Source organism: Kribbella yunnanensis (genome assembly GCF_039529655.1).
GTDB classification, from domain to species: domain Bacteria; phylum Actinomycetota; class Actinomycetes; order Propionibacteriales; family Kribbellaceae; genus Kribbella; species Kribbella yunnanensis.
This window is the reverse complement of sequence record NZ_BAAANF010000020.1, coordinates 213916-240474: the sequence shown is the minus strand read 5'-3', so window position 1 is coordinate 240474 and position 26559 is coordinate 213916. Positions and strand designations below refer to the sequence as shown.

Below are 26559 nucleotides of genomic sequence, written 5' to 3'. Positions count from 1 at the left end.
TCGCTGCTCTTTGTGCACCCTGCTCATCTTTGAGAACCCACCAACCACATAGCGCCCCGAAAAGTGACTGGTGGATACACAAAGATGGATCTCGTGCACAAAGAGAAGGCGACCCACCTTTGGGTATCAGGGTGGGCGTGGCCAACGCCGATTGACATCCATAGGAGCATCCCCCGCGTCCCCCGCCTCCGGCCGGCTCCCATTTGGTGGGTGAACCCACCGGGTTGGAGGTTCCTGCCCGAATCCCGGGGTGGGAACCTCCTATTTGGTGGGTGCACCCACCTTCTGTACGGCGGGGCCGGCGACTCAGCTCGTCCTTCATGCGCGAATGGGCACGAAATGATCTCGGTGGGATTCGGGCCCAACCATTGGTGAGCAAGGTGCGTCTCAGTTCGCGTTAGGCCATCGGGGCCGGCGTGAGGGAGGGCTTGTGATGAAGAAGAGCGTGCTGGGGCGGATGCTTGCTGGGGCGTTGGCTGCAGGGGTGGCTGCTGTGGTTGCGGGCGCGGGGGCGAGCAGTGCGGCGGCGCCTAGTTACGCGTACAAGTGCTGGGGGACTTCGAAGGATCACTGCAACGTGGCGCTGCAGGCGCCCAAGGGGTGGAAGTTCACGCAGATCGATCGGTTCGAGGGAAAGTTCACGCACGGGTCGAACGAGATGCTGCGGGTGGACGGCATCTACGCGAAGGTGAGCCCGAAGGCTCAGGTCGCGCGGAAGACGGCTGAGCTGAAGAAGGTGCCGGGACTCAAGATTCTGTCGCTGTCCAACGGGGTCACGCCGTCGACGGTTCCGTGGAACGCCAAGAAGGTCGTCTTCTACGACGTGAAGTACACGTACCGCGACGGCGCTCGGGGGCAGCGCGTCGTCACCACTCGGTACGCCGACACGCTCGACGGGGGCAACCGGGCGTACCTGGAGCTGACTGTGGGTGGGCGGCTGCAGGACCAGTCCACGATGGACGACGTGCTGCGCAAGGCGACGCAGACGGTCACGCTTGTCGGTTGAGGGCGATAGCTTCAGATCATGAAGCTGATCGGGGACGACCTATCGGTCGCTGCGGCTCGACGAATTGCGCTGGGGGCGCAAGGGTTCGCGGGCGGGCGGCCGATAGGTCGTTTTGATGTACGGCGGATGCGGTCGGCGATCGGGGACGCCGGCGTACTGCAGGTCGATGCGGTGAATGTGCTGACGCGGGCGCACTACCTGCCGCTGTTCTCGCGGTTGGGCAACTACTCGCGGGACCGGCTGGACCAGCTGAGCTGGGGGCCGCAGGCGGAGCTGTTCGAATTCTTCTGGGCGCACAAGGCGGCGTTGCTGCCGGTCGAGTACTACCCGCTGCTCCGGCACCGGATGCGGGCCGCCAGACAACAGGACTGGTCCGCGGATCCCGCGCCGGAGATCACGGCTCCGTGGTCGGTGGTGGTCGGGATGCGCCGGTTGCAGGCCGAGCGGCCCGGGTTCGTCGAGAAGGTGCTGGCGACGATCACCGAGCGAGGACCGCTGACCGCCGGTGAGATCAGTCCCGACGAGGTACGCCGGAAGCGCAGCGACCCGGATCCCGACCCCAGCACGGGGTCGATGTGGAACTGGCAGGACGCGAAGATCGCGGTCGAGTACCTGTACTGCGCCGGTCTGGTGAGCATCGCCGGCCGGCGGAACTTCGAGCGGCTGTACGACCTCACCGAGCGCGTGCTGCCGGCCGCCGTACTGGCTGCGCCGGAGCCCGACGATCCGCAACGCGAGCTCATCAAGATCGCCGCCCGCGGCATCGGCATCGGCACGGCCGCCGATTTATGCGGTTCCCGCGGACACTACAAACTGCCGACCGCCACCGCCCGCCGGACCGTCGCGGAGCTCGTCGAGTCCGGTGAACTCGTCCCGGTACAAGTCGAAGGCATCACCAAGCAGAGCTACCGCTGGCACGAGTCCGTCGATCGCCCGGTCAACGCCCGCGCACTGCTGTCGCCGTTCGATCCCCTGCTCTGGAACCGCGACCGCACCCACCAGTACTTCGACTTCTTTTACCGCATCAGCATCTACACCCCAGCCGCCGACCGCATCCACGGCTACTACGTCCTCCCGTTCCTGCTAGGCGACAACCTAGTAGCCCGCGTAGACCTCAAAGCCGACCGCTCCACCTCCACCCTCGTGGTCCCCACCATCACCCCCGAACCCAACGCCCCCGACTTCACCGACCCCCTCCGCGAAGAACTCGAACTCATGGCGACCTGGCTCGGTCTGGAGAACGTCACCGTACGGAACGAACCTTGCTGACTAGTACGCCGGCTAGGGCGGTGACGACTGCGGAGAGTAGGTAGAGGACGGGGTAGCCGCCGAAGTGTTTGACGATGGGGGCGGCGATGACGGGGGCGATGACCTGGGGGAAGGAGTTGGCGATGTTGATGACGCCTAGGTCTTTGGCGCGGTCTTTGGCGTTGGGGAGGACCTCGGTGATCAGGGCGAAGTCGACCGAGAGGTAGACGCCGAAGCCGATGCCGAGGACGATCGCGCCGAGGATCGCGCCGGGCCAGGTCGGCCAGAGGGCGAGGATCACGCCGGCGACTGCCATCACCAGGCCGGAGCCGATCACGAAGATCTTCCGGCGGCCGGTGCGGTCCGACCAACTGCCGAAGGCGATCGCGGTGGTGAGTACACAGACGCTGTAGATCGCGGTCAGGATCAGTACGGCGGTGGTCGCGTCGGCGACGCCGACTTCATCCTGCAGGTAGTAGAAGAGGTAGAGCAGACCGAGCGAGTTCCCCACGTTGAACAGGAACCGCGTCAGCCACGCCCACCCGAAGTCCGGATAACGCCGCGGACTGACCCAGAACCCGCGCAGAAACTCACGAAGCACGAACGGCGGTGGCTGCACGGCGAGCGGAGTGTCCTGCGCGCGCAGCACATACGGTACGACGGACAGCGCGAGGAAGACCGCACAGGCGACGTACCCGAGACCGATGCCTCCGGCAACCGTCACCAGCGCGGTCCCGACGAGTGCGCCGGGGACCTGGGCGACGGCCACCCAGCCGCCGACGACGCCGCGCTGGTCGACCGGCACGCAGTCGGGGACTGTCGCCGTCTGTGCAGCCAGTACGGCGTTGCCGAACAGCTGCACGAGGCACCAGCCAACGAGCATCAGCGCGATGCCCTGTGCACCGGCCAGGATCAGCAGACCGGCCGCAGCGCCGAGCGCACCGCCGGCTGTCCACGGCCTGCGACGGCCGAACCGCGAGGTGGTCCGGTCCGACACCGCGCCGAAGACCGGCGCCGCGACCACCGACACCGCTGCACCGATCCCGGTGACCAGTCCGAAGACGAACTCTTTGTTGCCAGGAGCAATCGCTTCGGACTGTTTCGCCAGCAGCACCTGGATCGGGCCGAACCAGGCCGCGAACACCCCGACGTTCGCGAGCACGACCGCGGCGGTCCACCCGGCCCGAACCCGCACGGTGGGCTCGGTGAGAGCGGTCATTCGCGGTTCTGCGCGATCACGTCGCGCAACCAGTGGTACGACGCCTTGGGCGTCCGCTCGAGGGTTTCGAAGTCGACATGCACGAGCCCGAATCGCTGCGAATACCCGGCCGCCCACTCGAAGTTGTCCATCAGCGACCACTGGAAATACCCGCGGACGTCGACCCCGTCATCGATGGCCGACCGCAACGACCGCAGATACCCATCCAGGTAAGCGATCCGGCGCTGGTCGTCGACCACCCCGTCGACCGGTACGTCGTTGATCGCGCACCCGTTCTCGGTGATGTAGATCGGTGGAAGGCGATCGCCGTACCGGTCCTTAAAGGTTCGGAGGATCTCACCGAACGCCGCCGGCACGATCGGCCAGCCGAAGTCGGTCCGCTCCACACCTTCCAGAGCCCGCGGCTCGAACGGCAGTCCCGGCGGGAGCGGGATCCCGTCGGTCGCACCCACATCCGCATTGCCCGTCGCGGCACCGACCGAGACCGGCGCGTAGTGGTTGATCCCGAACCAGTCGAGCGGTGTCGAGATGATCTTCAGATCCTCTTCGACCGGCCCCGGCATCGCGGCCTCGTACCCGGCCGGATACTTCCCGAGCAGGATCGGGTCGGCAAACAGCCAGTTGATCAGGTTGTCGTAGAGCCCGGCGGCCTCGACATCCTCGGCGCTGTCACTGGCCGGCCAGGTCGGCGCGTGGTTGCTGGCGATCCCGATATTCAGAGCTCCGCCCGCCCGCAGCGCCTGGACCGCCCGGCCGTGCGCGAGCAGTTGGTGATGCGCGACCGGGAGAGCGTCGAACATCAGCTCCTTACCCGGGGCGTGTGCGCCGAGCGAGTAGCCCATCAGCGTGAGCACCATCGGCTCGTTGATCGTGATCCACATCGGCACCCGGTCCGCGAACCGAGCGGCCAGCACCGACGCGTAGTCGGCGAACCGCTCGGTGATGTCGCGCGACAGCCAGCCGCCGGCGTCCTCGAGCGGCTGCGGGGTGTCCCAGTGGTACAGCGTCGGCGCGGGGTTGATCCCGGCGCCGAGCAGGGTGTCGATCAGCCGGTCGTAGAAGTCCAGACCGGCCGCGTTCCCCGGGCCGGTCCCGTCCGGCTGGATCCGCGGCCAGGCGAACGAGAACCGGTAGGTGTCGATCCCGAGCTCGCGCATCAGCGCGACATCCTCGGCGTACCGGTGGTAGTGGTCGCACGCGACCGCACCGGTCTCGCCGTTCAGGACCTTGCCGGGCTCGGCGCAGAACGTGTCCCACGTCGAAGTGCCGCGGCCACCCTCGGCCACGGCCCCTTCGATCTGGTACGCCGAGGTGGACACACCCCAGCGGAATCCGGGCGGAAAGGAAAGCTCAGCCGTCACTCGCATCATCCTCATCGGGTGTGGTGTCCACGGGGCGCGGCGGCTCGACCTTGTGTACGACGACCGCCGTGCCGTACGCCGCGACCTCGCTCATCGTCTGCGCGATCTCGGTGCAGTCGAACCGCATCGCGAGGATCGCGTTGGCACCCATCTGGTGCGCCATCTGGCACATCCGCATCACGGCGACGTGCCGCGACTCGGCCAGCATCTGGGTGTACTCCGGCACCTCACCGCCACCGAGCGACCGGAAGCTGGCGGTGAAGTTCGAGCCGAAGTCGCGGCTCCGCACGGTCAGCCCGAAGACCTCGCCGAAGACCTTGTCCGCGACGTACCCGGGCAGGTCGTTCATGGTCGAGACCAGCACCGGGTACGGCGAGCCCTGCGGCGCGACGTGCGGAACGTTCTGCTGCGCCGGCGGGTAGTTACCCGGCGCCTGCCCGTACCCCGGACCCGGCCGGCCGTAGCCCTGCGGCGGCGGCCCCTGCTGGTACCCCTGCTGCGGCGGCGGCTGGTAGCCGGGCGGGGGTCCCTGCTGGTACCCGCCGCCTTGCTGCGGGTGCTGCTGCGGCGGGTAGGGCTGGTTCGGGTTCGGAGGGAAGTTCTGTGTCATGCACTCATCCTGACATCACTGCCGAAACACCTGCAGCTCATACAGCGAATACCCGTACGACGTCGCCCGCTGTGTCCCGACAACCCGCACAAATCGTGCCTGGGTCGCCGGGAATCGCACCACGTCCTCGCCACCGTTCCCGGTCGTCGTCGCGTACACCTGTCGCCAGGCCGACCCGTCCGTCGACACCTCGACTCGATAGGCCTTCGCGTACGCCGACTCCCAGTTCAGCACCACCCGGCCGACCTGCTGGGTGCTCCCGAGGTCGACCGACAACCACTGCGGATCCGACCAGCCGCTGGCCCACCGGGTGCCGAGGTTCCCGTCCACCGCGTTGGGCGGCGGCGAGTTGTACCAGCCCGTCTCGTGGCTGCTCGCCGTCGCCGTCTTGCCCTGGGCAACGTTGCTCACGTCGTCACCGCGGTGCGCCGGGAACTCGATCACCTGCTGGTACGTCGGCCGGTTGACCCAGGCACTCCGGTCTTGCGTGATCCCGCCCATCGGGTTGTGCGCGATCTGGTCGGCGCAGAACTGGTCGCCCGCCGTACAGTCCGCTGTCGCCGGGTACGTCGTCGTGGCCGACACCTTGGTTGCGGCCAGCAAGGAGTCGGTGAGGAGCGAACGGCAGGCGGCGAGCGCTCCGCTACCGCAGAACGTCACCGGCTGGGACGCCTTGACCGGATCGCCGAGCACCTTGCGGAGGTCACGCTGCACGAAACCCCACCAGCCGCTCTGGAACGCCGATCCCTGCGCACTCGGGCGCTCGTCGATCTTCAGGTTCTTGACCAGAGCGCCGTACAGGTCGGGTCCGAGGTCCTTGAACTGGGCGGGGACGAGGATCGGCCACCACGCGTCGAGGATCCGGATCGCTTCCGCGTGGTCGTAGGTCTTGGAGGATGCGTTCGGCGACTTGCGGTGGCTGCCGGCGTCCTTCCAGGCGGTCAGCTTGGCGACCGCGTCCGCCACCGCCGGGTCGGTGATCGGTGCGCTCTTGAGCACCCGGAGCAGGTACGGCAGGACATAGTCGGCGCGCAGATCGACCGTAGCCGCGCCCTCCATCGCCTCGACGAGCTTGCCGCGGGTGAACTTCTGCCCGCTGCCGATGACCGCCTTGATCCGGTCGTCGAGCGGCTGGTTGCGGTACAAACCGTTGTAGCCCCACTGACCGTCGGATGCCGAGAACCCGGGTGCCTGCTTGTTGTTCCAGCTAGTCAGGTAGTCCTGGTTGACGACCTGCGGATGCTCGGCCGGCGGCGTGTACGTCGCCCTGTTGGTCGACGAGTTCCAGCCCTGCCACTCGTACGTGCTCCAGGTCGGCAGGTTCGGATCGGCCCCGGCCGCGCGGACCGGGTTGTCGCCGGAGTTGTAGTACGCGATCGACGACTTGTCGGTGTAGAACCAGTTGAAGGTGTAGCCGATCTTCTCCGAGGCCTTCTTGAAGTCGGCCGCGGACTTCATCTTCTCCGGGTCGTTGAACATCATGAAGCCGAGTGCCGAACCCGCGTCATTGCCGTACGTCGACCGGTTCTTGGTGAACAGCACCGGTTTGCCGCCCACCGTGCCGCGGTGCGTGACGATCCCGAATTTGGTGCGCAGGGCAACCAACGTGTACGAACCGGCCGGCTCGGACGACCCCAGACTCGAGTACCACGCGTTGTTCCGCTCGAGCCGCTCGATCGGCGTGCACTCGCCCCGGAAGACGTAGTACGTCGAGTTCTTCGTCGGCGTACCCCCGTTCGGCTCACAGAGCGGTACGGCGAACGTGTCGGTGATGTCCTGGCCGGCGGAGGTCGCGCTCCAGGAGTAGTCCGGACCGCGGCCGATCAGCGTGTAGAAGTTGAGCCCGGAGAAGGCGATCCCGCGGGTGCTGATGCCGGGACCTTGAAGCTCTTGGCGGAGCAGGAGTTGCGGTGCGAAGTAGCCGGTCTGCGGCCCGTAGACCGCGACCGGGTTGCCGCTCTCGGTGTGTGCACCGGAGACCAGCAGCGCGTTCGACATCGCCTTCTTGCCGTAGCCCTCCGGGAAGACGCCACCGTTGAAGATGCCCTTGAGACTCTCGGATCCCTTAGGCGCCGGCTTGGCCGCGGCTGTCTTGTTGACGGTCTGGTTGATGACCTCGGGTTCCGGGGTGACCGAGCCACGATCGGGCATCGCCCGGCCGGCCGGGTTCGGACCAGTGGTTCCGTAGGGGAACGACGTGCCGTTGTGGACCGTCGTACTGGCTTCCGGGTCGTTCTGGGATCGGAAGGACTCCCAGACTTTGGTGCCCTGGGCAACGCCGTACTTGGCCTGAGCTTCCAGCAGGGCAAGGGCGGAGTTCACTTCGGAACCACCGCCGGTGCCGAAGATGCCGGCCACCACGGCCGCGGTGGCGACCACGTCGGTCACCTTCCACGGAGCCGTCGGCCAGTCCAGACCGAGCGCCACGTATTCACCGGGGTACGCGATGCCGATCGTGGTGATGTAGTGGTTGACTCCGTCGACCCAGGCTTGGATGTCCTGCTGCATCTTCACGCCATCGGCGCCGTACAGCTCGTCAGCGTCGTCGTACTGACGCTGCAGGTCGGCCTCCGTGTACGGCGCGGTCCGCCAGAACTCCTGCTCGAACGCCCGGTTGGACGGCGCCCCACCGGCGAACGGCGTCAGCTGGCCCCGACCGAGGTGCCGGAAGACGTCCATCACGAACAACCGGTCCTGCGCACCCGCGAACCCGGCGCCGAACATCGTCCCCAGGCGAGTGGTCCCGGTGATGTGCGGGATCCCGCGCGACTTGTCCCGGACGATCGTGACGTCGGACCGCGGCGAGATCGTGCTCGCGACATCGCCCGGTTTCACCCCGAACGAGGCATCGTCGAAGTACGGCGCGAGGCCGTCGTCCTGGATGCCCTGGGAGTTCCAGACCAGGTCCTGGTACGGCTTCACGGTGTCGCTGAAATGCGGCGGACGGACCCCAAGAGCCTTGAAAGCAAGGAGATCCGTGAAGGTCGCGTTGCCGTTCTGCCCTGGCGGCAGGATGTCGCGACACTGCGCGGCGCAGTAGTCCACGGGCGCGGCCGCAGTCACGACTTGAGGTGTGGCCTGGGTGGTCGGGACGGGCAGTGTCGCCAGTACGGCGGTACTCGCCAGCACTGCGATCGTCGTACGAAGGGTGCGGGTCCTGGGCGCGGGGCGGGGCACGGAGTCCTCCCTTGGTCGAAGAAACTGAGAATGACTCACTAGTAGCTTCGTGGTCAAGAGCTCGGCGATTGGTCCGGGGTGACTACTGTTCAAGTACGGACAGTGACCATTACTGTGACGACCACCATGAGCATTCATGACCGATATCGGTTGAGTTCGGTGATCAACGCCAAGGGGACCTTCACCCCGCTGGGTGTGTCCCGGAGTTCCGACGGGGTAGCGGACGCCGTCGCACAGGCTCTCCCTGAGTTCTTCGTGATGACCGAGCTCGGGGACCGGGTCAGCGAGACCATCGCGCAGGTCACCGGCGCCCAGGCGGGTGCCGTCGTGCACTGCACCGCGGCCGGGATCACGCTCGCCGTCGCGGCCACCATGGCCGGCGCGGACCCGCGCCGGATCGCCTCGTTGCCGGACGCAACGGATATGCACAACCGGGTAGTGATGCCGGCCTGTCACGTGGTCGACTACGGCCACTCGAATCTGCAGGCCATCCGGTTGTCGGGTGCTCAGGTCGATCTCGCGGGTGACGAAACCCGTTGCACCATTGACGATCTGGAGGCCGAGCTCGACGGCCCCGATGTTTGTTGCCTGATGCTCGTATCGTCACGACTGACCAGCGGTCCACCGATCGACCTGGTGGCGGCGATCCGCGCTGCCCACCGCCGCGGCGTACCGGCGATCATCGACGGGGCGGCCCAGTTCCCGCGGGTGGCCGACTTGCTTGCCACTGGCGCCGATCTCGTGCTGATCAGTGGGCAGAAGTACCTCGCGTCGCCGACTGCCGGGCTGGTCGCCGGAACTTGGCCGCTCGTGCAGGCTGTCCGTGCGCAGGAAAAGGGCATCGGTCGGACGATGAAGCCGACCAAGGAAGCGGTCATCGGGGTCATCGCCGCACTCGAGGAGTGGCAGGCGCTGGACCGGATGAAGTGGGAGGCCGACGAGCTGGCCAAGGTCAGCGAGTTCGCCGAGGCCGCGGCCAAGATCCCCGGTGTGACGGCAACCGTCGTACCGGATCCTGCTGGGTTACAGATCTCCCGCGCGGTCCTCACCGTGCCTAACGCACACGACGTCGCGACTCAGCTCGAGGCCGGCAACCCATCGATCTACGTGATGACCGATCGGCTCGCTGATGACCAGTTGGTGCTTGAGCTCGTCCCGCTGACCCAGGACGAGGTCGATGTCATCCTCGCGAGACTCTGGTCCTTGCTGACATAACGAAGCCCCGACCTCCTCTGCAGGAGATCGGGGCTTCGCTCAGTGTCAGTGCTGGTACGACTTGCGCGGGCCGCTGTCGCGACGTGGGCCGTTGCTGTCCCGACGCGGGCCACTGTTGCGGCGCGGGCCGCTGCTGCCACCGCCGAAGCGACGACCGCCACCGCCACCGCGCTGCGGCTTCGGAGCGGGGAGCCGGACCGGGTAACCGGACGGCGTCTTGCCGCCGGTCAGCTCGGTGACCAGCTCGTCGCCCGGACGGGCGCGGACCGGCTCGGCCTCGACACCCGCGGTCTCGGCCATCCGGATCATGCCCCGACGCTGGTGCGGCAGGAGCAGGGTGACAACCGCACCCTTGCCACCGGCACGCGCCGTACGACCGGCGCGGTGCAGGTAGTCCTTGTGCTCGGCCGGCGGGTCAGCCTGAACGACCAGGCCGACGTCGTCGACGTGGATACCGCGCGCGGCGACATCCGTTGCCACCAGCACCGGAACCGAACCGTCCTTGAACTGGTCCAGCGTCCGGTTGCGGGCACCCTGGGTCAGGCCACCGTGCAGGGCCGCGGCCATCACGCCACGGTCGCGCAGCTGAGTGGCGACGCGGTCGGCGCCCAGCTTGGTGCGGACGAAGACGATGGTGCGGCCGTCGCGGCTGGCCAGCTCGGCCGTCAGCGACTGCTTGTGCCCCGGCTCGATGACGAGCAGGTGGTGCTCCATCGTGGAGACCGTGGCCTGGCCGGACTCGGTCGAGTGCGTGACCGGGTCCTTCAGGTAGGTCTTCACGATCGTGTCGACGTCGTTGTCCAGCGTCGCCGAGAACAGCAGCCGCTGGCCTTCGGCCGGGGTCATGTCCAGCAGCGTGGTGACGGCCGGCATGAAGCCCATGTCGCACATGTGGTCGGCCTCGTCGAGGATCGCGACCTCGACCGCGCCCAGGTCGGCAGCGCCCTGCTCACACAGGTCGATCAACCGGCCGGGGGTGGCGATCAGCAGGTCGACGCCGCGACGCAGCGACTCGATCTGCTTCGGGTAGGGCAGGCCACCTGCGATGAGCTTCAGCGACACGTTCATCACGTGGGCCAGCGGCTCGAGCGCGTCGTGGACCTGCATCGCGAGCTCCCGGGTCGGGACGAGGATCATCCCGCGCGGGCGGCGCGACTCGGTGTGGCCGCCGGACAGCCGCATCAGCGTCGGCAGGCCGAAGCTCAGGGTCTTGCCGGAGCCGGTCTGACCGCGGCCGAGAACGTCCTTGCCGGACAGCGCGTCCGGGATGGTCGCGGCCTGGATCGGGAACGGCGCGGTGATGCCGTCGCGGGCCAGTCGCTGCACGAGCCGCGGCGCGAGGCCGAGCGCGGCAAACTGGTTGTCCTCGGCAACGGTGCCCAGGTCCTCCGGCGCGACGTCCTGGCTCCGGGTGTCCTGGTAGTTCGGTCGTTCACGGTTCACGTAGGGCTTGTCCTCACGACGCTGGTACGAGGGGCGCTCGTCACGCTGCTGGTACGACGGCCTGTCGTCCCGGCGCTGGTACGACGAACGGTCGTCGCGCTGCTGGTAGGTCGGCCGGTCGCCCCGCTGTGCGTAGGTCGGCCGGTCGTCACGCTTCTGGTACGACGGACGCTCGTCCCGCGACTGGTACGACGGCTTGTCGTCCCGACGCTGGTACGACGGGCGGTCGCCCCGCGAGCGGTCGTCCCGCTGCTGGTACGACGGGCGCTCATCGCGACGCTGGTACGACGAACGGTCGTCGCGCTGCTGGTAGGACGGCTTGTCGTCCCGACGCTGATACGACGGGCGCTCGTCCCGCGACTGGTACGACGGCCTGTCGTCGCGGCGCTGGTAGGAGGAGCGGTCGTCGCGCTGCTGGTACTGCGGGCGGTCGCCCCGCGAGCGGTCGTCCCGCTGCGAGTAGGACGGCCGGTCGTCACGCTTCTGGTACGACGGACGCTCGTCCCGCGACTGGTACGACGGCTTGTCGTCCCGACGCTGGTACGACGAACGGTCGTCGCGCTGCTGGTAGGCCGGCCGGTCGTTGTCGCGGCGCGGCTGCGTGCTCCGGTCGGAGCGGTAACCCTTGGCCGGCGGACGACGGTCGTCGCCACGCTGTCCACGGTCGGAGTACTGCGAAGGTCCGCCACGACGCTCGGCGCGGTCGTCACGAGCTGCCGGCGCGGTGGAGGGGGTGTCACCCATCCGCTCGCCAAAAGACTGGTTCTGGAACTTCTTGTGCCGCGGCTTCTTCGAGGCCGCATCTTCCGGGTGGTGCTGAGTCACAATCTCTCTCTCGAAAATCGCGGACGACACCCCGAGTGGCCCGCGTGCAGAGGCCGGGCAGCCAAAAGCTGTCCGGTCTGAACATCAGGCAGGAGATAGGCATCGACCTGCGGGTGCTATCGCGTTGCACCCTCGGCGCCGGACTTTTCAGCGGGTGCTGAAACCGACGGGTCGGAGCGCCTGGAAAGAACTCTGGTGACGCGACTCGCGCACCGACACCTGACAAGTGTACAGGAAATGCCCTGCACCCCTGACCATGATGCCCGTCACCAGACCAGTGACAGAACTGGGCTGTCATCACAATTAAAGCGAGCTTGAGTTCTTGGTGTGCGGTTCTAGGGTGAAGGTATGGCGGAGGAGAACGTCCCGAGCAAGGACCACTGGCTGTCCATCGGGGAGATTGCTCATCGGTCCGGAGTGGCGGCGTCGGCACTGCGGTTCTACGAGGACCAGGGTCTGATCGGCTCCCGGCGGACAGCCGGCAACCAGCGGCAGTACCAGCGCAGCACGCTCCGGCGGATCGCGTTCGTACAAGCGGCCCAACGGGTCGGCCTGGCCCTGGCCGAGATCCGCGAGGCGCTCGACTCCCTCCCCGACGACCGCACCCCCACCCGCTCCGACTGGAGCCGCCTGTCCAAGACGTGGCGCAGCCGCCTCGACGAGCGAATCCTCGAGCTCGAGCGCCTCCGCGACGACCTCGACGGCTGCATCGGCTGCGGCTGCCTCAGCCTGCAACGCTGCAACCTCTACAACAAGTCCGACCGCCTCGCCGAACGCGGCCCCGGCGCCCGAATCCTCAACGTCGGCATCCCCGGCGAGTAGTCACCGCCACCCCACAGTCATAGGTGGGCGGTTATGGAGGACATAGAACCGGGAGCGGGATTCGCGGGTTAACCCCCGAGTTCTTCGCGAATGCGTGCGGAAAATCGGCGGGCGGGGCAGGCTCGCGACTGTAGCGGCCAGTAGTCCGCTGGTTGCTTTCCGCCACTGATCCGGAGTGAGGCCCTCCCATGTCGCATCGCCGCATCCTGTCCTGTTTCGCGGGGCTCGCCGCCGCCGCGCTCGCCGTACCGGCTGTCGCCGCCGCGGCCCCCGCCCCTGCGGCACCGTCCGTGTCCACCGCCAGCACGCGCGCGGCGTACACGGGGTCACCGCAGGACGAGGCCGCCACCAAGGCGTTCTACGACGCGGTCATGAAGTCCGCGCGCGCCAAGCAGGCCAAGGCCGCCAAGTCGGGGCAGAAGCTCGACGCGGTCACCGTCACGTACTCGGTGGACGCGCCCACCTTCGCGAGCCAGATCAGCCGTAGTACCCAGATCTGGAACTCGTCGGTCAGCAACGTCCAGCTCGTCGAGGGCAGCAACTACGACTTCTACTACACCGAGGGCAACGACTCCCGCGGTTCGTACGCCTCCACCGACGGCCACGGCAGCGGCTACATCTTCATCGACTACGCCCAGTCCAAGGAGTACGACTCCACCCGCATCACCGCCCACGAGACCGGCCACGTACTCGGTCTGCCGGACCACTACTCCGGCCCGTGCTCGGAGCTGATGTCCGGTGGCGGCCCCGGCCCGTCCTGCACCAACCCCAACCCGGACGCCACCGAGAGCAGCAAGGTCAACCAACTCTGGGCCAACGGCAAGGCCGAGTCCCCCGCAGCCGCCTTCCACACCGCGCGCTGACCCACCCGGTCTCTCCGGCTCGACCATCCCGGCAGGGGGTAGGTCGAGCCGGAGTTTCGTTGCCCACGCACTACCGTGCACCCGTGGAGTTCTCCGAGGCAGTCCGGCGCCGGCGAATGGTTCGTTCGTTCACTAACGAACCGGTGGACGACGACGTCGTACGGCGGGTTCTCGACGCAGCTCGGCGTGGTCCGAGCGCGGGCTACAGCCAGGGCGTCGAGTTCGTCCTGATCACCGACCCGGCCAAGCGCGCGACCATCGCCGCGACCGGGGACGAGATGTTCGAGCAGTTGCAGCGGCCCAACTTCGCCGCCCAAGCCCCAGTGCACGTGGTCGTCTGCGTCAGTCCGGCGATCTACACCGACCGCTACCACGAGTCCGACAAGCAGGAGGTCGTCAGCGAGACCAGCGACGACGACCTGTGGAAGGTCCCGTACTGGTACGCCGACGCCGGCGCGGCTCTCTCCCTACTCCTCCTCGCCGCTGTCGACGAAGGCATCGCGGCCGCGTTCATCGGTGGGGTCGAGCACGAGCTGATCCGCGACCTGGTCGGCATGCCGTCGTCGTACGTCCCGGTTGGCATCGCGCTCCTCGGGCACGAGGCTCCCGACGCCAAGCAGTACGGCGATGTTGCCGCTCGGCCGCGGAAACGGCGGCCCTATAACGAAGTGGTTCACGAGAACACCTGGTGACGTCGGCCGGCCGTAGCCTGACGAGATGCGTCGATGGGTGGGGATCTCGCTCGTGGTGGCCCTGGGTTTGGGGTGTCTGACGAGTTGTGGCGTGCCTGGGGGCGGCGTGTTCGGGATGCTTGCTGATGGGACGGCGGTTGTGCAGATGTGTGAGGGGCACATCGACGGGGCCACGCTTTACCTGCCGGATCCGGACGTGCGGCCGCGCGCGGAGCGGAACGACGAGATGATCGGCGAGTGGGTTGCCGATCCGGCCGTCACCGGGTTCTCGCAGTTCAGCCTGCAGGACGGTGGGAACGGGTGGACGCTGAAGGGTCGGCTGAAACCGCGCGACCCCGCGAAGCGGTACACGATCTACGGCTGGACCTACGACAACAGCTGGTCGGCCGCCCATCTCGACTTCAGCCAGGACGAGCTGGCGAAACTGAAGCCAGGCGAGCTGGTGAGCCTCCCCACCGACCTTCCGGAAGAAGACGTCGAGGTGCCGAACCGCGTCTGGACGCTGACGGAGTTTCAGGCCAAGGCGTGCGAGGTCTACTGACCGCAGGACATCGGACGTCCTACGACACGCCGTGAACGGGAGCCTCCAGGCGGTAGGACAACCAAGACTGGTCGCATGCGATTTCGTGGGGTACTGCTCGCGGTTCTGCTGATGATCACGGTCGGGCTGACAGTGCCGGCGTACGGCGTAGGTCTCGAGGGGAAGGCGATTCTGTCGCCGGGGACTGCGGGGTACTCCTGCTTCCGGATCCCCGCGTTGGTGACGGCAGCCGACGGATCGCTGGTGTTGTTCGCGGAGGCGCGGAAGCCGACCTGCGGGGATACCGGGACGCACGATGTGGTGATGGTTCGGTCGACCGATCGAGGGCAGACCTGGAGTACGCCGAAGGTCGTGCACGCGGGCATCGACGTGACCGCGCACAACCCGGCGCCGGTCGTCGACTCGCAGACCGGGCGCATCTCGTTGCTGACGACGCGGCAGTACGACACGGTCTGGGCGCAGTACAGCGAGGACAACGGCGTGAGCTGGACTGCGCCGCGCGAGATCACCGCGCAGGTGAAGTCGCCGACCTGGAAGGGGTACGCGACCGGGCCTTCGCACGGGATCCAGCTCCGCCGCGGCGCCCACGCCGGCCGGCTTGTCGTCGGGACCCACTACACAACGACGGTCGGCGATCGGAAGGGTGGCGCGCTGGTCTACAGTGACGACGGTGGGCTCACCTGGGCCGTCGGCGCGCATGACGAGTCCGCTGATCCGGCGCTGCGTGTGCAGGAGTTGTCGGTCTTCGAACGGCCTGACGGTTCGCTGTTCGCGATGGCGCGGGACGAGAACGGCACCGACACTTCGTCGACCGTGGCCTCGGCGGTTTCGAGCGATTCCGGAGAGACGTTCTCGCAGGGCTTCCACGCCGGCGCGGCCGAACAGAGCCTCGCCGTACCGACTGTTCAGGCGTCAACGCTGGAACTGCGCGCCACCGATCAGGGCGACCGCTACAACCGCGTGCTGCTGGCCACGGAGACGCGCCAGGGCACAACCCGCGAGAACCTGACGATCCGTTCGACGTACAAGGGCGGCACCGAGTGGGTCGATCCGGGGGCCGGCGTTGTCATCTACGGCGGCATGGCGGCGTACACGGATATGACGCTGCTGGACGACAACACCGTCGGGCTCGCGTACGAGCGGGCGGCCAATTGGTCGCATGGGTACATCTGGTTCACGACGTTCACCGAGTCCGCGCTCGGGCTTCCGGATGGCAACACGACCGGCGTACCGACGACACCCGATGCCTCAGGCAACGATCTGCACGGCTTCCTGCGCGGGGGTACTTCGACTGCTGGTCGGTTCGGTACGGCGCTTGCCCTCGATGGGACCGACGACTACGTCCAGCTTCCGTTCGCCGAGAAGCTTGCAGTCAGCAGCGGCGACTTCACGTGGACGGGCTGGTTCAACTACGGAGCCAGTACGGCGGATCAGCCGCTGCTGTGGGCGTACAACCAGGGCGATGTCTATTCGCAGCTCTGGTTGCGCGCCGAACCGTCGAAGAACCGCCTGCGGGCTCTCGCGCAGAGCGGCGAAACCGCTGTCACTCTGGCGACTGCTAAGGCCTACAACGACCGTGCCTGGCACCACTTCGCGCTTCGACGACAGGGGTCGACGTTCACGCTGTCCGTTGACGGGAGCACGGCCGCGACGAGCACCGCCGTACTGGGGTCTGTCAGCCCGAAGCGACCGTTCCAGATCCACCTGGGTCAGCGGCTCGACGGTGCACAGAACCTGCGTGGTTCCCTCGACGACGTCCGCCTTTACGGCCACGCGCTCACCGCTGCCGAGATCACGTCGCTGTACTCCAGCAACGCCACGACGATCCCCGACCTCCGTCTTCGGTACCCGTTCTAGCGCGCCGGGCCGGTGGTGTTGCGGACGACGAGCTCAGGACGGAACAGGAACTCGGTTTTCGGCGTGGCATGACCGCGCACTTCTTCAAGCAGGGACTGTACGGCGGCCAGTGCCATCGACTGGACGGGCTGGCGGATGGTGGTCATCGGTGGATCGGTGAATTCCATCATCGGCGCATCGTCGTACCCGACGACCGACAGATCCGTCGGGATGGTGAGACCACGCTGGCGGGCGGCGCGGATGACGCCGAGGGCCATCATGTCGGAGCCGCAGACGATGGCGCTGGCACCGGCATCGAGGAGCGGCTGGGCGGCGGCCTGACCGCCTTCGACACCGAACATGCTCAATGAGACGAACGGATCCAAGTCCTCGTCGGTGACACCGAGCTGGGCCTTCATCGAGGTGCGGTAGCCGGCCAGCTTGCGCTGCACGACGATGAACCGCTCCGGGCCGGACGCGAACCCGATCCGACGGTGGCCGAGGGCAACCAAATGCGCGACCGCGAGCTCCATCGCCGCGTTGTCGTCCGAGGAAACGAAGGGCGCCTGCACCTCGGGCAACCAGCCGTTCACGAACACCACGGGCAGTCGCCGCTCGACCAGCGATTGGTAGCGCTCATGGTCCGCGCCGGTATCCGCGTGCAGCCCCGAGACGAAGATGATCCCCGAGACACCGCGCTCGAGCAGCATCTCGACGTACTCCTCCTCTGTCGCACCGGAAGGAGACTGCGTGCAGAGCACGGGCGTGAAGCCGCGCTGGGACAACGCCGACTCGATCACCTGGGCGAACGCCGGGAAGATCGGGTTGATCAACTCCGGCATCACCAGCCCGATCAACCCTGCCGACCGCCGCCGCAACCGGGTCGGCCGCTCGAACCCCAGTACGTCGAGGGCCGTCAGTACCGCCTGTTTCGTATCCTCCGCAACCCCCGGCTTGCCGTTCAGTACCCGAGAGACCGTCGCCTCACTGACCCCCGCCTTGGCCGCGATATCCGCCAGCCGCGCCCTGTTGCTCATTCCTCCGCCTCGCTTCGCTCAGCTCCAGAATGAGCAGAAGCACTGTGCTGTCTGGTTCGCTCGCTCTGCTCGCTCACGGCGGAACCTTACCCACCTGTCCTTGACATTGCAGCAAGAAGTTGCAAGAACTTGCAGGCTGAGATTGTTCAGAGCTGTCCACTTGGTGAACAGAATGGACAGCTCACACCCTGCATCCCTTGTCAGGAGGAGCGCGGGAGGCGAGGATAAGCGCACCCCCGCCCGGGGGCCTTTACTCGGATCGTCCGGCACGTTCCTGCCGGTGAAGGGATGTACCCAGTCATGGCTACTGTGTCTTTCAAGGCCGCCACCCGGATCTACCCCGGTGGTGACACCCCCGCCGTCGACAAGCTCAACCTCGAGATCGAGGACGGCGAGTTCATGGTCCTCGTCGGCCCGTCCGGATGTGGCAAGTCCACCTCCCTGCGGATGCTGGCCGGCCTCGAAGAGGTCAACGAGGGCTCGATCTACATCGGCGACCGCGACGTCACGCACCGTCCGCCGAAAGAGCGCGACATCGCTATGGTGTTCCAGAACTACGCCCTCTACCCGCACATGTCGGTCGCGGACAACATGGGCTTCGCGCTGAAGATGCAGGGCGTCTCCAAGGAAGACCGCGCCAAGCGCGTCCAGGAAGCCGCCAAGCTGCTCGGCCTCGAAGAGTACCTGGACCGCAAGCCGAAGGCCCTGTCCGGTGGTCAGCGCCAGCGCGTCGCCATGGGCCGCGCCATCGTCCGTAACCCGCAGGTCTTCCTGATGGACGAGCCGCTGTCGAACCTCGACGCCAAGCTCCGCGTCCAGACCCGCACCCAGATCGCCGAACTCCAGCAGCGCCTCGGCGTCACCACCGTCTACGTCACCCACGACCAGGTCGAGGCCATGACGATGGGCGACCGCGTCGCCGTACTGAAGGACGGCCTGCTCCAGCAGGTCGACACCCCGCTGAACCTCTACGACAACCCGAAGAACAAGTTCGTCGCCGGCTTCATCGGCTCCCCCGCCATGAACCTGCTGACCGCCGAACTCGTCGACGGCGGCGCCAAGCTCGGCGACTACACCATCCCGGTCGCCCGCGACATCCTCGCCAAGGCCGGCTCCGACAAGACCGTCACCATCGGCGTCCGCCCCGAGGCCTTCAAGGTCTCCGACAACGGCCTCCCGGTCCACGTCGCCGTCATCGAAGAGCTCGGCGCCGACGCCTTCCTCTACGGCACCGCCGAGCACGACGGCAACCACCAGCAGATCGTCGCCAAGATCGGCGCCCGCATGAACGTCGAAAAGGGCTCCCTGATCCACCTCGAAGCCCAGCCCGACAAGCTCCACCTCTTCAGCACCTCCACCGAAGAGCGCCTCACCGCCTGATCTCTGTTATTCGCAAGGCCCCGGAGCTGTCGGCTCCGGGGCCTTCGCATATGCCCCACCCGTCCTCGCGGTTGTCGTACGCACGCGCGGATTCGCCCGCCGGGTGCTCGCTCCGGCAGATCCGGCCGGAGCCCGGCGAGCGCGGCGAGCATGCCGGAGCGTGGCGAGCATGCCGACAGGTGATCCTGGTCTGGGTGCGGACCGCCATCACCGTCTAACTCTGCACGGCGGACGTGGTTCACGCTCAGCACGGCCTGCCTGAATGGCCCAGGAGCAGGTTAGACGGTGGTGCAGGTCCGCCCCGGCACACCGCGTAGGCCCGATTCACACACCGCATTCATGCCAGTTGCCGGGGTGGGGAGAAAGTCGACCCGAACAGGCCCATCACTCGCCCCACACCCACCATGCGGGGTGGCCGGCGGCGGGTTCGCGGATGATCGCTGCCGCTCGGTGACAGTAGACATCCGCGAACCGCCAAAACCACCGCGACGGGCCAGCAAGCAAGCAGCCCAACCGCCGCGCAACCACCGCGACGGATCACCTACCAAGCAGCCTCACCGCCGCCAGCAACCACAGCCCGGAACCTCAGGCCACGCCCACGCGATCGCCGACCGCACCATCCCGCCCAGCCACAGACCCGCCCAGCCACACCCCTCTGTAAGCCGGCCGCAGCGGCGAGCGACCCCCGCGAACCCCACCGGCCGCACAGAAATCGTCGGGAGGGATGCGTTGACCCTCCGAGTCGCCGAGAGCTTGACCCGCTGACCGCCCATCCTCCCCAAACCGGTTTGGGGAGCCATAGCGCATCAGGCTCTCCGTGAGAAGTAGCGAGCACGGGCGGGGTGATCAGCCAATGCACGAACTCGGGTGCACGGGTGGGGGAACCACCCGCGCACCGCGCGTTAGTTGACGTCTCGGCGTTGGAAGATGGCGCCGGCTACGACGACTGCTACCAGGGTCAGGATGCCGAGGTACCAGGCTCCGTGTTCGAAGGTGAGGGTCTTCTCGATCGACTCGCAGTTGTAGTTGCCGTTGGCATCGGTTGCGCATTTGTTGAGGTAGTACTTGGTGTCGTGGAGGACGAAGGCGTCGAAGTTGCGGCCTAGGAGCCAGGGTTGGGCCTTCTGGAGGAAGGAGCCGAAGACACCTTCTACCAGGACGATGTAGCCCATCACCAGGCCGATCGCGGCTGCCGTGTGCCGCAGTACTAGGCCTACTACCGCACCGAGGACTGCGCCCATCGCCGTCGTGGTCACGACTCTCGAGACTGAGCCGGTGACGTTGCCCCAGTCAGTACCGGCGGTTGAGCCGAGCCCCGCGGTGATGAAGTAGGCGCCCAGTGTCACGACGCCGGTGATCAGCACTCCGAGCGGGACGAACCACAGACCGGCCGCGACGATCTTGCTGCCGTAGACCCGTAGCCGACGTGGTTCGAAGGTCAGCCAGTTGCCGATCGCGCCAGAACTGAACTCAGCCGCGACGAAGCTCGCGCCGATCAGGAAGGCGGCGAAGAGCAGGAAGTACGACGCTCCTTGCAGCAGGTTCGGGATCAGTTCGGCGAAGACTGCCTGCGGTTTGCCCCACTCGGTGATCTTCGGCTCGGGGTACGCGCACATCTCGTCGATGGGCGGCTTCGAGCCCTGGATCTGGTCGTAGCTCTTGCGGCACTCGGCTTCGTTCTCGACATGATGCTCGACCCAGTCCTTGTGGGCCATCTCGAACTGTGTCTGGGCCGCCCGCTGCTCGCCCTCGGACAGCGGCCGCGCCTCGCGCCAGGTCACGAACAGCAGGAACGCCGTGATCAGTACGACGCCCGCCACACCAATCATGGTGATTCGGCGCGCGGTCAGCCGGCGTAGTTCTACTGCGGTCAGGCGGATCACGCCAGCCCCTCCCCTGCGGTCAGCTCCAGGAACACCGACTCGAGGTCGGCCCGGATCGGGACCAGTTCGTTCACGTACAACTGCTGGTCGGCCAAGCGCTTGGTCAGCTCGGCGGGGTGTTCGACCCCGTCCACCAGGAGGTAGTTGCCGTCGGCCCGGACCACGAGCCCGGCGGCGGTCAGTACCCGGGTTGCCGCCTCGCGGTCGGCGACACCGACCTTGACGGTGGTCGTCGTACCGCCACCGATCACTTCGGCGACTGTGCCGGAGGCGAGCAAGCGGCCGTGGCCGATGATCGAGACGGTGTCGGCGACCTGCTCGACCTCGGCGAGGATGTGGCTGCTGACCAGGACGGTCTTGCCCTGGTCGCCGAGCCCGCGCATGGTTTCGCGGATCTCGCGGATGCCGGCCGGGTCGAGACCGTTGGTCGGCTCGTCGAAGATCAGCAGGTCGGGGTCCTTGAGCAGGGTGGCCGCGATTGCGAGCCGCTGCTTCATACCGAGCGAGTAGCCCTTGAAGCGGTCCTTGCCGCGCTCGGCCAGTGACGTCTGCTCGAGCACCTCGGCGACTCGCTGCTTCGGCGCCCCGATGGCCGCGGCGAGCAGCTCAAGGTTCTTGCGGCCGCTGAACGCCGGGAAGAACTTCGGCGACTCGACGATCGCCCCGACCCGCCCGACCACCTCCGGAAGCCGAGCCGGTACCGGCCGGTCGAAGACGGTCATGGTGCCGGCGTCGGCCCGGATCAGCCCGAGCAGCATCCGGATCGAGGTGGTCTTCCCGGAACCATTGGGGCCCAGGAAGCCGTGCACACCCCCGACCGGCACATCCAGGTCGAGCCCCTGCACCGCCACTACCTTGCGGCCGCGCCGCGTCCGGTACGTCTTGCGCAGACCGCGCGTACTGATCGCCAGGTCAGGCATGCCACCCCTCTCACGTCGTTCCCCCGATGAGGGGACGAACATCTTTGCAGAGGAAGACTCCACCGGCGGGCGTTTGGTTGATCTCTCGCCCGATTGGGTCCTGTGGTCCAATATTGAATGGATACTGTCGACCATCGAAGGAGCTCGTCGTGACCACCCGACCCCCGCTACCGCCCTTCACCCGGGAGACCGCCGTACAGAAGGTTCGCGCCGCGGAGAACGCCTGGAACAACCAGATTCCGGAGGCCGTGTCGCTGGCCTACACACCGGACACGTACTGGCGGAACCGGGGCACCTTCGTCACCGGCCGGGCCGAGGTGGTTGCCTTCCTCACCCAGAAGTGGGCGCGCGAACTGGACTACCGGCTGATCAAGGAACTCTGGGCGTTCACCGACGACCGGATCGCCGTACGGTTCGTCTATGAGTCCCGGAACGCCGATGGGCAGTGGTACCGCTCGCACGGCAACGAGAACTGGGAGTTCGACGAGAACGGCCTGATGCGGGTACGGCGGGCGAGTATCAACGACCAGGCGATCACCGAGTCCGAGCGACTGTTCCGCTGGGACGCTCCCGGTCCGCGTCCGGACGATCACCCAGGGCTCACTGAACTGGGGCTGTGACCCAATACCCCCTCCAGGTATCCTCCAAGGACTTGCATCGGATACCTCTAGGGGGTACTTTTTTGCCTGTCGACATACCCCATGGGGGTAGAGAGGGGTCGTAATGAGCAGCGAGGAACACGTCCACGGCTATACGTCCGAGAAGTCCAGCCATCTGAAGCGGCTGCGACGGATCGAGGGCCAGATTCGCGGTCTGCAGCGGATGGTCGAGGAGGACAAGTACTGCATCGACATCCTGACCCAGGTGTCGGCGGCCACCAAGGCGCTGCAGTCGTTCTCGCTCGAGCTGCTCGACGAGCACCTGTCGCACTGCGTGGTCGAGGCCGCGCAGAAGGGCGGCGCGGAGGCGGAGGAGAAGGTTCGCGAGGCCTCCGACGCGATCGCCCGCCTGGTTCGTAGCTAACTTCGAAGGAGACCGATATGACCACCACGACCTACTCCGTCACCGGGATGACCTGCGGGCACTGCACGTCCGCCGTCACCGAGGAGCTCACCAAGCTGGACGGCGTCACCGAGGTGAAGATCGACCTGAACGCCGGCGGCACCTCCGCCGTCCACGTGACCAGCGCCGCAGCGCTCGACGAGACCGCCGTACGCGAGGCCGTCGACGAGGCGGGCTACGAACTGGCCCCAGCACCTGGCCCGACAGCATGACCCGGGCCGTCGCGCTCCGGCTCGGCGTGTTCGCCGGTGCGCTCGCGCTCGCCTTCGCGGCGGCGTTCGCGATCGGCTCCGCCGTCGACCCGATCGCGGCGGCCGACCCCGCCCCACCCGCCGGTATGGCGGACATGGGCGGAGCGCACGGTGGCGGACACAGCGAGTCGAGTGGGCAGCTACCCGGGCTCGCGGTGTCCGATGCCGGCTACACGTTCGTACCGGAGTCGACGTTCTTCACGGCGAACAGCAAGACAGTGCTGCGATTCACGATCAAGGGTCCGGACGGGAAGCCGGTCACCGGCTACACCCCGACCCACGAGAAGGATCTGCACCTGATCGTCGTACGGCGGGATCTGTCCGGGTTCCATCACATTCACCCGACGCGCGATGCGGGCGGCACTTGGTCGATCCCGTTCACCTTCACCGCCGGTGGCACCTGGCGTCTGTACGCCGACTTCCAGCCGGCCGGGTTCGATCGCACCCTGACGCTCGGGACCGACGTGAACGTGTCCGGGCTGTACATCCCGGTCCCGCTGAACGAGCCGGCCAGTAGCTACAGCGTGCACGAGTACGACGTGACGCTGGCCGGGACCCCGGTTGCGGGCAAGGAATCCGAGCTGACGTTCCGGGTCAGCAGCGGCGGTAAGCCGGTCACCGACCTGCAGCCCTATCTCGGGGCGTTTGGACACCTGGTCTCGTTGCGCAGCGGGGATCTCGCCTACCTGCACAACCATCCGGCGCAACATGCGGAGGCGGGGATGAAGGGCGGGCCGGAGATCAAGTTCGGCACCACCTTCCCGACCGCCGGGACGTACCGGTTGTTCCTGGACTTCCAGCACGCGGGCGCGGTCCACACGGCCGAGTTCACGGTGCAGGTTGGCGGCGACGGTAAGCCGATCGTGCCGCCAACCGTGGTGCCGTCGGACCCGTCGCATGAAGAAACCCCGCACGGTCACTGAGAGGAGAGCAGTAACCATGAGTCAATCCGTTGAACTCGTCATCGGTGGCATGACCTGCGCCTCCTGTGCGATGCGGGTCGAGAAGAAGCTGAACCGGATGGACGGTGTCACCGCGACCGTCAACTACGCCACCGAGAAGGCCAAGGTGACGTACGACGAGGGTGTCACCACCGACGATCTGGTCGCGACCGTGGAGAAGACCGGCTACACCGCCGCGCTTCCGGCTGCCGAAGTTGCCGAGAGCAATGAAAACGACGAGCTCCGGCCGTTGCGCGAGCGACTGATCGCGAGCGCCGTACTCGCCGTGCCGGTGATTGCCTTCGGCATGATTCCGGCGCTGCAGTTCGACTTCTGGCAGTGGGCCTCGCTGACGCTGGCCTTCCCGGTGGTGACGTGGGCGGCCTGGCCGTTCCACAAGGCCGCCTGGACGAACCTGCGGCACGGCGCGGCCACGATGGACACGCTGATCTCGGTCGGCGTGCTGGCCGCCTTCGGCTGGTCGCTCTACGCGCTGTTCCTCGGCTCGGCCGGCGAGCCGGGGATGACGATGCCGTTCACGCTGATCCCGTCGCGCGGTGGCGGCGCCGAGGAGATCTACCTCGAGGTCGCGGCCGGCGTGACCACCTTCATCCTTGCTGGTCGGTACTTCGAGGCTCGGGCCAAGCGTCGTTCGGGCGCAGCCCTGCGCGCGCTGCTGGAGCTCGGCGCGAAGGACGTTGCTGTACTGCGGGATGGCGTCGAGACGCGGATCCCGGCCGAGCAACTGAAGGTCGGTGACGAGTTCGTCGTCCGGCCGGGCGAGAAGATCGCGACCGACGGGATTGTCGTCACCGGCAGCAGTGCGGTCGACGCGTCGATGCTGACCGGTGAGTCGGTACCGGTCGAGGTCGGTGCGGGCGATGCCGTCGTCGGTGCGACCGTGAACGCGGGCGGCCGGCTCGTGGTCCGCGCGACCAGGGTCGGTGGGGACACTCAGCTGGCGCAGATGGCGCGGCTCGTCGAGGACGCACAGAACGGGAAGGCCGCCGTACAACGGCTTGCGGATCAGGTCTCCGGGGTGTTCGTACCGGTCGTGATCGGGCTGGCGCTGGCCACGCTCGGCTTCTGGCTGGGTAACGGTTCGCCGGTCGAGGTCGCGTTCACCGCGGCGGTCGCCGTACTGATCATTGCCTGCCCTTGTGCGCTTGGGCTGGCCACGCCGACCGCGCTTCTGGTCGGTACCGGGCGAGGCGCGCAACTCGGCATCCTGATCAAGGGGCCCGAGGTGCTGGAATCCACGCGTCGCGTGGACACCGTCGTACTGGACAAGACTGGGACTGTGACCACGGGCCGGATGGAGCTGGTCGACGTACTGCTGGCTCCTGATCAGGACCGCAGTGAGGTACTGCGTTTGGCCGGAGCGCTGGAGCATTCCAGCGAACACCCGATCGCGCAGGCCGTCGCCCGAGCCGCACTGGCCGCCGGCAAGCTCCCCGAGGTCGAGGACTTCGGCAACGTCGAAGGCCTCGGCGTCCAAGGCATCGTCGACGGCCACGCGGTCCTGGTCGGCCGCACCCAACTCCTGGAGGAGTGGAGTCAACACCTCCCCGCCGAGCTAGCCCACGCCAAGGAACACGCCGAGGCCGAAGGCAGCACCGCAGTAGCCGTCGGCTGGGACGGCCAGGCACGAGCCGTCCTGGTAGTCGCCGACACGGTGAAGCCAACGTCGACCCAAGCCATCAAGGACCTGAAGGCCCTAGGCCTGCGCCCGGTCCTGCTCACCGGCGACAACGAAGCCGTCGCCCAGAAGGTCGCAGCCGAGGTCGGCATCGACGAGGTCATTGCCGAGGTCCTCCCCGCCGGCAAGGTCGACGCCGTGAAAAAGCTCCAAGGCGAAGGCCGCGTAGTTGCCATGGTCGGCGACGGCGTGAACGACGCCGCAGCACTTGCTCAGGCCGACCTAGGCCTCAGCATGGGCACCGGCACCGATGTAGCAATCGAAGCCAGCGACTTAACGCTGGTCCGCGGCGACCTCCGAGCCGCCGCCGACGCCATCCGCCTGGCCCGAAGCACCCTCCGCACCATCCGCGGCAACCTCTTCTGGGCCTTCGCCTACAACGTAGCCGCCGTCCCGCTAGCCGCCGCCGGCCTCCTCAACCCCATGCTCGCCGGCGCCGCCATGGCCCTCAGCTCCGTCTTCGTAGTCTCCAACAGCCTGCGATTGCGACGCTTCAAACCACTCACCTGACACAGAATGTGGTCGTAC

At 67.2% G+C, this 26559-nt stretch carries 22 protein-coding genes; 14 read left to right on the top strand and 8 right to left on the bottom strand.

What is annotated here, in order from left to right; translation table 11 throughout:
- Positions 1–433 precede the first annotated feature (433 nt).
- Together ABD231_RS31120 and ABD231_RS31115 are read left to right on the top strand one after the other, a co-directional pair.
- Positions 434–1006 (top strand): hypothetical protein, encoded by a 573-nt coding sequence (locus ABD231_RS31120; protein WP_344159811.1) that lies wholly within the window; start codon positions 434–436, stop codon positions 1004–1006.
- Positions 1007–1024: 18 nt separating this feature from the next.
- Positions 1025–2275, top strand: coding sequence for a winged helix-turn-helix domain-containing protein (locus ABD231_RS31115; RefSeq protein WP_344159808.1), 1251 nt, complete (start codon positions 1025–1027; stop codon positions 2273–2275).
- On the opposite strand, the gene ABD231_RS31110 is transcribed toward ABD231_RS31115, so the two are convergent.
- The 4 genes from ABD231_RS31110 to ABD231_RS31095 are packed head-to-tail and all read right to left on the bottom strand — an operon-like array spanning position 2250 to position 8621.
- Entirely contained in the window at positions 2250–3473 is a 1224-nt protein-coding gene (locus tag ABD231_RS31110; RefSeq protein ID WP_344159805.1) for an MFS transporter, read from the bottom strand. The two genes, ABD231_RS31115 and ABD231_RS31110, sit on opposite strands and share 26 nt — an antisense overlap.
- Positions 3470–4834 carry a GH1 family beta-glucosidase gene (locus tag ABD231_RS31105; RefSeq protein WP_344159802.1) on the bottom strand — a complete coding sequence of 455 codons (1365 nt, stop codon included), beginning with the start codon at positions 4832–4834 and terminating at the stop codon, positions 3470–3472. The genes ABD231_RS31110 and ABD231_RS31105 overlap by 4 nt, the downstream gene beginning before the upstream one ends.
- The gene (locus tag ABD231_RS31100; RefSeq protein ID WP_344159799.1) at positions 4824–5444 is read right to left on the bottom strand and encodes a YbjQ family protein; all 621 of its coding nucleotides are present in this window, start codon (positions 5442–5444) and stop codon (positions 4824–4826) included. The genes ABD231_RS31105 and ABD231_RS31100 overlap by 11 nt, the downstream gene beginning before the upstream one ends.
- 15 nt (positions 5445–5459) lie before the next feature.
- Entirely contained in the window at positions 5460–8621 is a 3162-nt protein-coding gene (locus ABD231_RS31095) for a penicillin acylase family protein (RefSeq protein WP_344159796.1), read from the bottom strand.
- A gap of 126 nt (positions 8622–8747) precedes the next feature.
- On the opposite strand from ABD231_RS31095, the gene ABD231_RS31090 reads away from it, so the two are divergent.
- Positions 8748–9836 carry an aminotransferase class V-fold PLP-dependent enzyme gene (locus tag ABD231_RS31090; RefSeq protein WP_344159793.1) on the top strand — a complete coding sequence of 363 codons (1089 nt, stop codon included), beginning with the start codon at positions 8748–8750 and terminating at the stop codon, positions 9834–9836.
- Positions 9837–9881: 45 nt separating this feature from the next.
- Here ABD231_RS31090 and ABD231_RS31085 read toward each other — a convergent pair whose 3' ends face one another.
- Positions 9882–12104, bottom strand: coding sequence for a DEAD/DEAH box helicase (locus ABD231_RS31085; protein WP_344159790.1), 2223 nt, complete (start codon positions 12102–12104; stop codon positions 9882–9884).
- A gap of 348 nt (positions 12105–12452) precedes the next feature.
- Here ABD231_RS31085 and soxR point away from each other — a divergent pair, with 348 nt between their 5' ends.
- From soxR to ABD231_RS31060, 5 genes are all read left to right on the top strand, one after another.
- Positions 12453–12926 (top strand): redox-sensitive transcriptional activator SoxR, encoded by a 474-nt coding sequence (gene soxR / locus ABD231_RS31080; protein ID WP_344159787.1) that lies wholly within the window; start codon positions 12453–12455, stop codon positions 12924–12926.
- Positions 12927–13114: 188 nt separating this feature from the next.
- Entirely contained in the window at positions 13115–13789 is a 675-nt protein-coding gene (snpA, locus tag ABD231_RS31075; protein ID WP_344159784.1) for a snapalysin, read from the top strand.
- 83 nt (positions 13790–13872) lie between these two features.
- On the top strand, positions 13873–14481 hold the full coding sequence (locus ABD231_RS31070; protein ID WP_344159781.1) for a nitroreductase family protein: 609 nt from the start codon (positions 13873–13875) through the stop codon (positions 14479–14481).
- 25 nt (positions 14482–14506) lie between these two features.
- Positions 14507–15022, top strand: a complete 516-nt coding sequence (locus ABD231_RS31065) for a hypothetical protein (RefSeq protein WP_344159778.1) — start codon at positions 14507–14509, stop codon at positions 15020–15022.
- 75 nt (positions 15023–15097) lie between these two features.
- Positions 15098–16879 carry an exo-alpha-sialidase gene (locus ABD231_RS31060; RefSeq protein WP_344159775.1) on the top strand — a complete coding sequence of 594 codons (1782 nt, stop codon included), beginning with the start codon at positions 15098–15100 and terminating at the stop codon, positions 16877–16879.
- Here the strand turns inward: ABD231_RS31060 and ABD231_RS31055 are convergent.
- Entirely contained in the window at positions 16876–17895 is a 1020-nt protein-coding gene (locus tag ABD231_RS31055; RefSeq protein ID WP_344159772.1) for a LacI family DNA-binding transcriptional regulator, read from the bottom strand. The genes ABD231_RS31060 and ABD231_RS31055 overlap by 4 nt on opposite strands.
- Positions 17896–18195: 300 nt before the next feature.
- Here ABD231_RS31055 and ABD231_RS31050 point away from each other — a divergent pair, with 300 nt between their 5' ends.
- The gene (locus ABD231_RS31050; protein ID WP_344159768.1) at positions 18196–19275 is read left to right on the top strand and encodes an ABC transporter ATP-binding protein; all 1080 of its coding nucleotides are present in this window, start codon (positions 18196–18198) and stop codon (positions 19273–19275) included.
- A 902-nt stretch (positions 19276–20177) separates the two neighbouring features.
- Here ABD231_RS31050 and ABD231_RS31045 read toward each other — a convergent pair.
- Entirely contained in the window at positions 20178–21158 is a 981-nt protein-coding gene (locus ABD231_RS31045) for an ABC transporter permease subunit (protein WP_344159765.1), read from the bottom strand.
- The gene (locus tag ABD231_RS31040; protein WP_344159761.1) at positions 21155–22078 is read right to left on the bottom strand and encodes an ATP-binding cassette domain-containing protein; all 924 of its coding nucleotides are present in this window, start codon (positions 22076–22078) and stop codon (positions 21155–21157) included. Before ABD231_RS31040 ends, ABD231_RS31045 begins: the two co-directional genes overlap by 4 nt.
- A gap of 149 nt (positions 22079–22227) precedes the next feature.
- Between ABD231_RS31040 and ABD231_RS31035 the strand changes: the two genes are divergently transcribed.
- The 5 genes from ABD231_RS31035 to ABD231_RS31015 all read left to right on the top strand — a co-directional run bounded on the left by ABD231_RS31035 (position 22228) and on the right by ABD231_RS31015 (position 26541).
- Positions 22228–22698: a nuclear transport factor 2 family protein gene (locus ABD231_RS31035; protein WP_344159758.1), complete on the top strand. Its 471-nt coding sequence runs from the start codon at positions 22228–22230 to the stop codon at positions 22696–22698.
- A gap of 103 nt (positions 22699–22801) precedes the next feature.
- Entirely contained in the window at positions 22802–23101 is a 300-nt protein-coding gene (locus ABD231_RS31030; protein WP_344159755.1) for a metal-sensitive transcriptional regulator, read from the top strand.
- 17 nt (positions 23102–23118) lie between these two features.
- The gene (locus ABD231_RS31025) at positions 23119–23352 is read left to right on the top strand and encodes a heavy-metal-associated domain-containing protein (RefSeq protein WP_344159752.1); all 234 of its coding nucleotides are present in this window, start codon (positions 23119–23121) and stop codon (positions 23350–23352) included.
- Positions 23349–24314 carry a hypothetical protein gene (locus ABD231_RS31020; RefSeq protein WP_344159750.1) on the top strand — a complete coding sequence of 322 codons (966 nt, stop codon included), beginning with the start codon at positions 23349–23351 and terminating at the stop codon, positions 24312–24314. The genes ABD231_RS31025 and ABD231_RS31020 overlap by 4 nt, the downstream gene beginning before the upstream one ends.
- Positions 24315–24330: 16 nt before the next feature.
- Positions 24331–26541 carry a heavy metal translocating P-type ATPase gene (locus ABD231_RS31015; protein ID WP_344159748.1) on the top strand — a complete coding sequence of 737 codons (2211 nt, stop codon included), beginning with the start codon at positions 24331–24333 and terminating at the stop codon, positions 26539–26541.
- Positions 26542–26559: the final 18 nt, after the last annotated feature.

Coding starts and splice junctions, on each gene's coding strand:
- ABD231_RS31090 (WP_344159793.1), top strand. CDS start 8,748: ATGAGCATTCATGACCGATATCGGTTGAGTTCGGTGATCAACGCCAAG.
- snpA (WP_344159784.1), top strand. CDS start 13,115: ATGTCGCATCGCCGCATCCTGTCCTGTTTCGCGGGGCTCGCCGCCGCC.
- ABD231_RS31120 (WP_344159811.1), top strand. CDS start 434: ATGAAGAAGAGCGTGCTGGGGCGGATGCTTGCTGGGGCGTTGGCTGCA.
- ABD231_RS31060 (WP_344159775.1), top strand. CDS start 15,098: ATGCGATTTCGTGGGGTACTGCTCGCGGTTCTGCTGATGATCACGGTC.
- ABD231_RS31040 (WP_344159761.1), bottom strand. CDS start 22,078: ATGCCTGACCTGGCGATCAGTACGCGCGGTCTGCGCAAGACGTACCGG.
- ABD231_RS31025 (WP_344159752.1), top strand. CDS start 23,119: ATGACCACCACGACCTACTCCGTCACCGGGATGACCTGCGGGCACTGC.
- ABD231_RS31020 (WP_344159750.1), top strand. CDS start 23,349: ATGACCCGGGCCGTCGCGCTCCGGCTCGGCGTGTTCGCCGGTGCGCTC.
- ABD231_RS31110 (WP_344159805.1), bottom strand. CDS start 3,473: ATGACCGCTCTCACCGAGCCCACCGTGCGGGTTCGGGCCGGGTGGACC.
- ABD231_RS31030 (WP_344159755.1), top strand. CDS start 22,802: ATGAGCAGCGAGGAACACGTCCACGGCTATACGTCCGAGAAGTCCAGC.
- ABD231_RS31115 (WP_344159808.1), top strand. CDS start 1,025: ATGAAGCTGATCGGGGACGACCTATCGGTCGCTGCGGCTCGACGAATT.
- ABD231_RS31055 (WP_344159772.1), bottom strand. CDS start 17,895: ATGAGCAACAGGGCGCGGCTGGCGGATATCGCGGCCAAGGCGGGGGTC.
- soxR (WP_344159787.1), top strand. CDS start 12,453: ATGGCGGAGGAGAACGTCCCGAGCAAGGACCACTGGCTGTCCATCGGG.
- ABD231_RS31050 (WP_344159768.1), top strand. CDS start 18,196: ATGGCTACTGTGTCTTTCAAGGCCGCCACCCGGATCTACCCCGGTGGT.
- ABD231_RS31015 (WP_344159748.1), top strand. CDS start 24,331: ATGAGTCAATCCGTTGAACTCGTCATCGGTGGCATGACCTGCGCCTCC.
- ABD231_RS31100 (WP_344159799.1), bottom strand. CDS start 5,444: ATGACACAGAACTTCCCTCCGAACCCGAACCAGCCCTACCCGCCGCAG.
- ABD231_RS31065 (WP_344159778.1), top strand. CDS start 14,507: ATGCGTCGATGGGTGGGGATCTCGCTCGTGGTGGCCCTGGGTTTGGGG.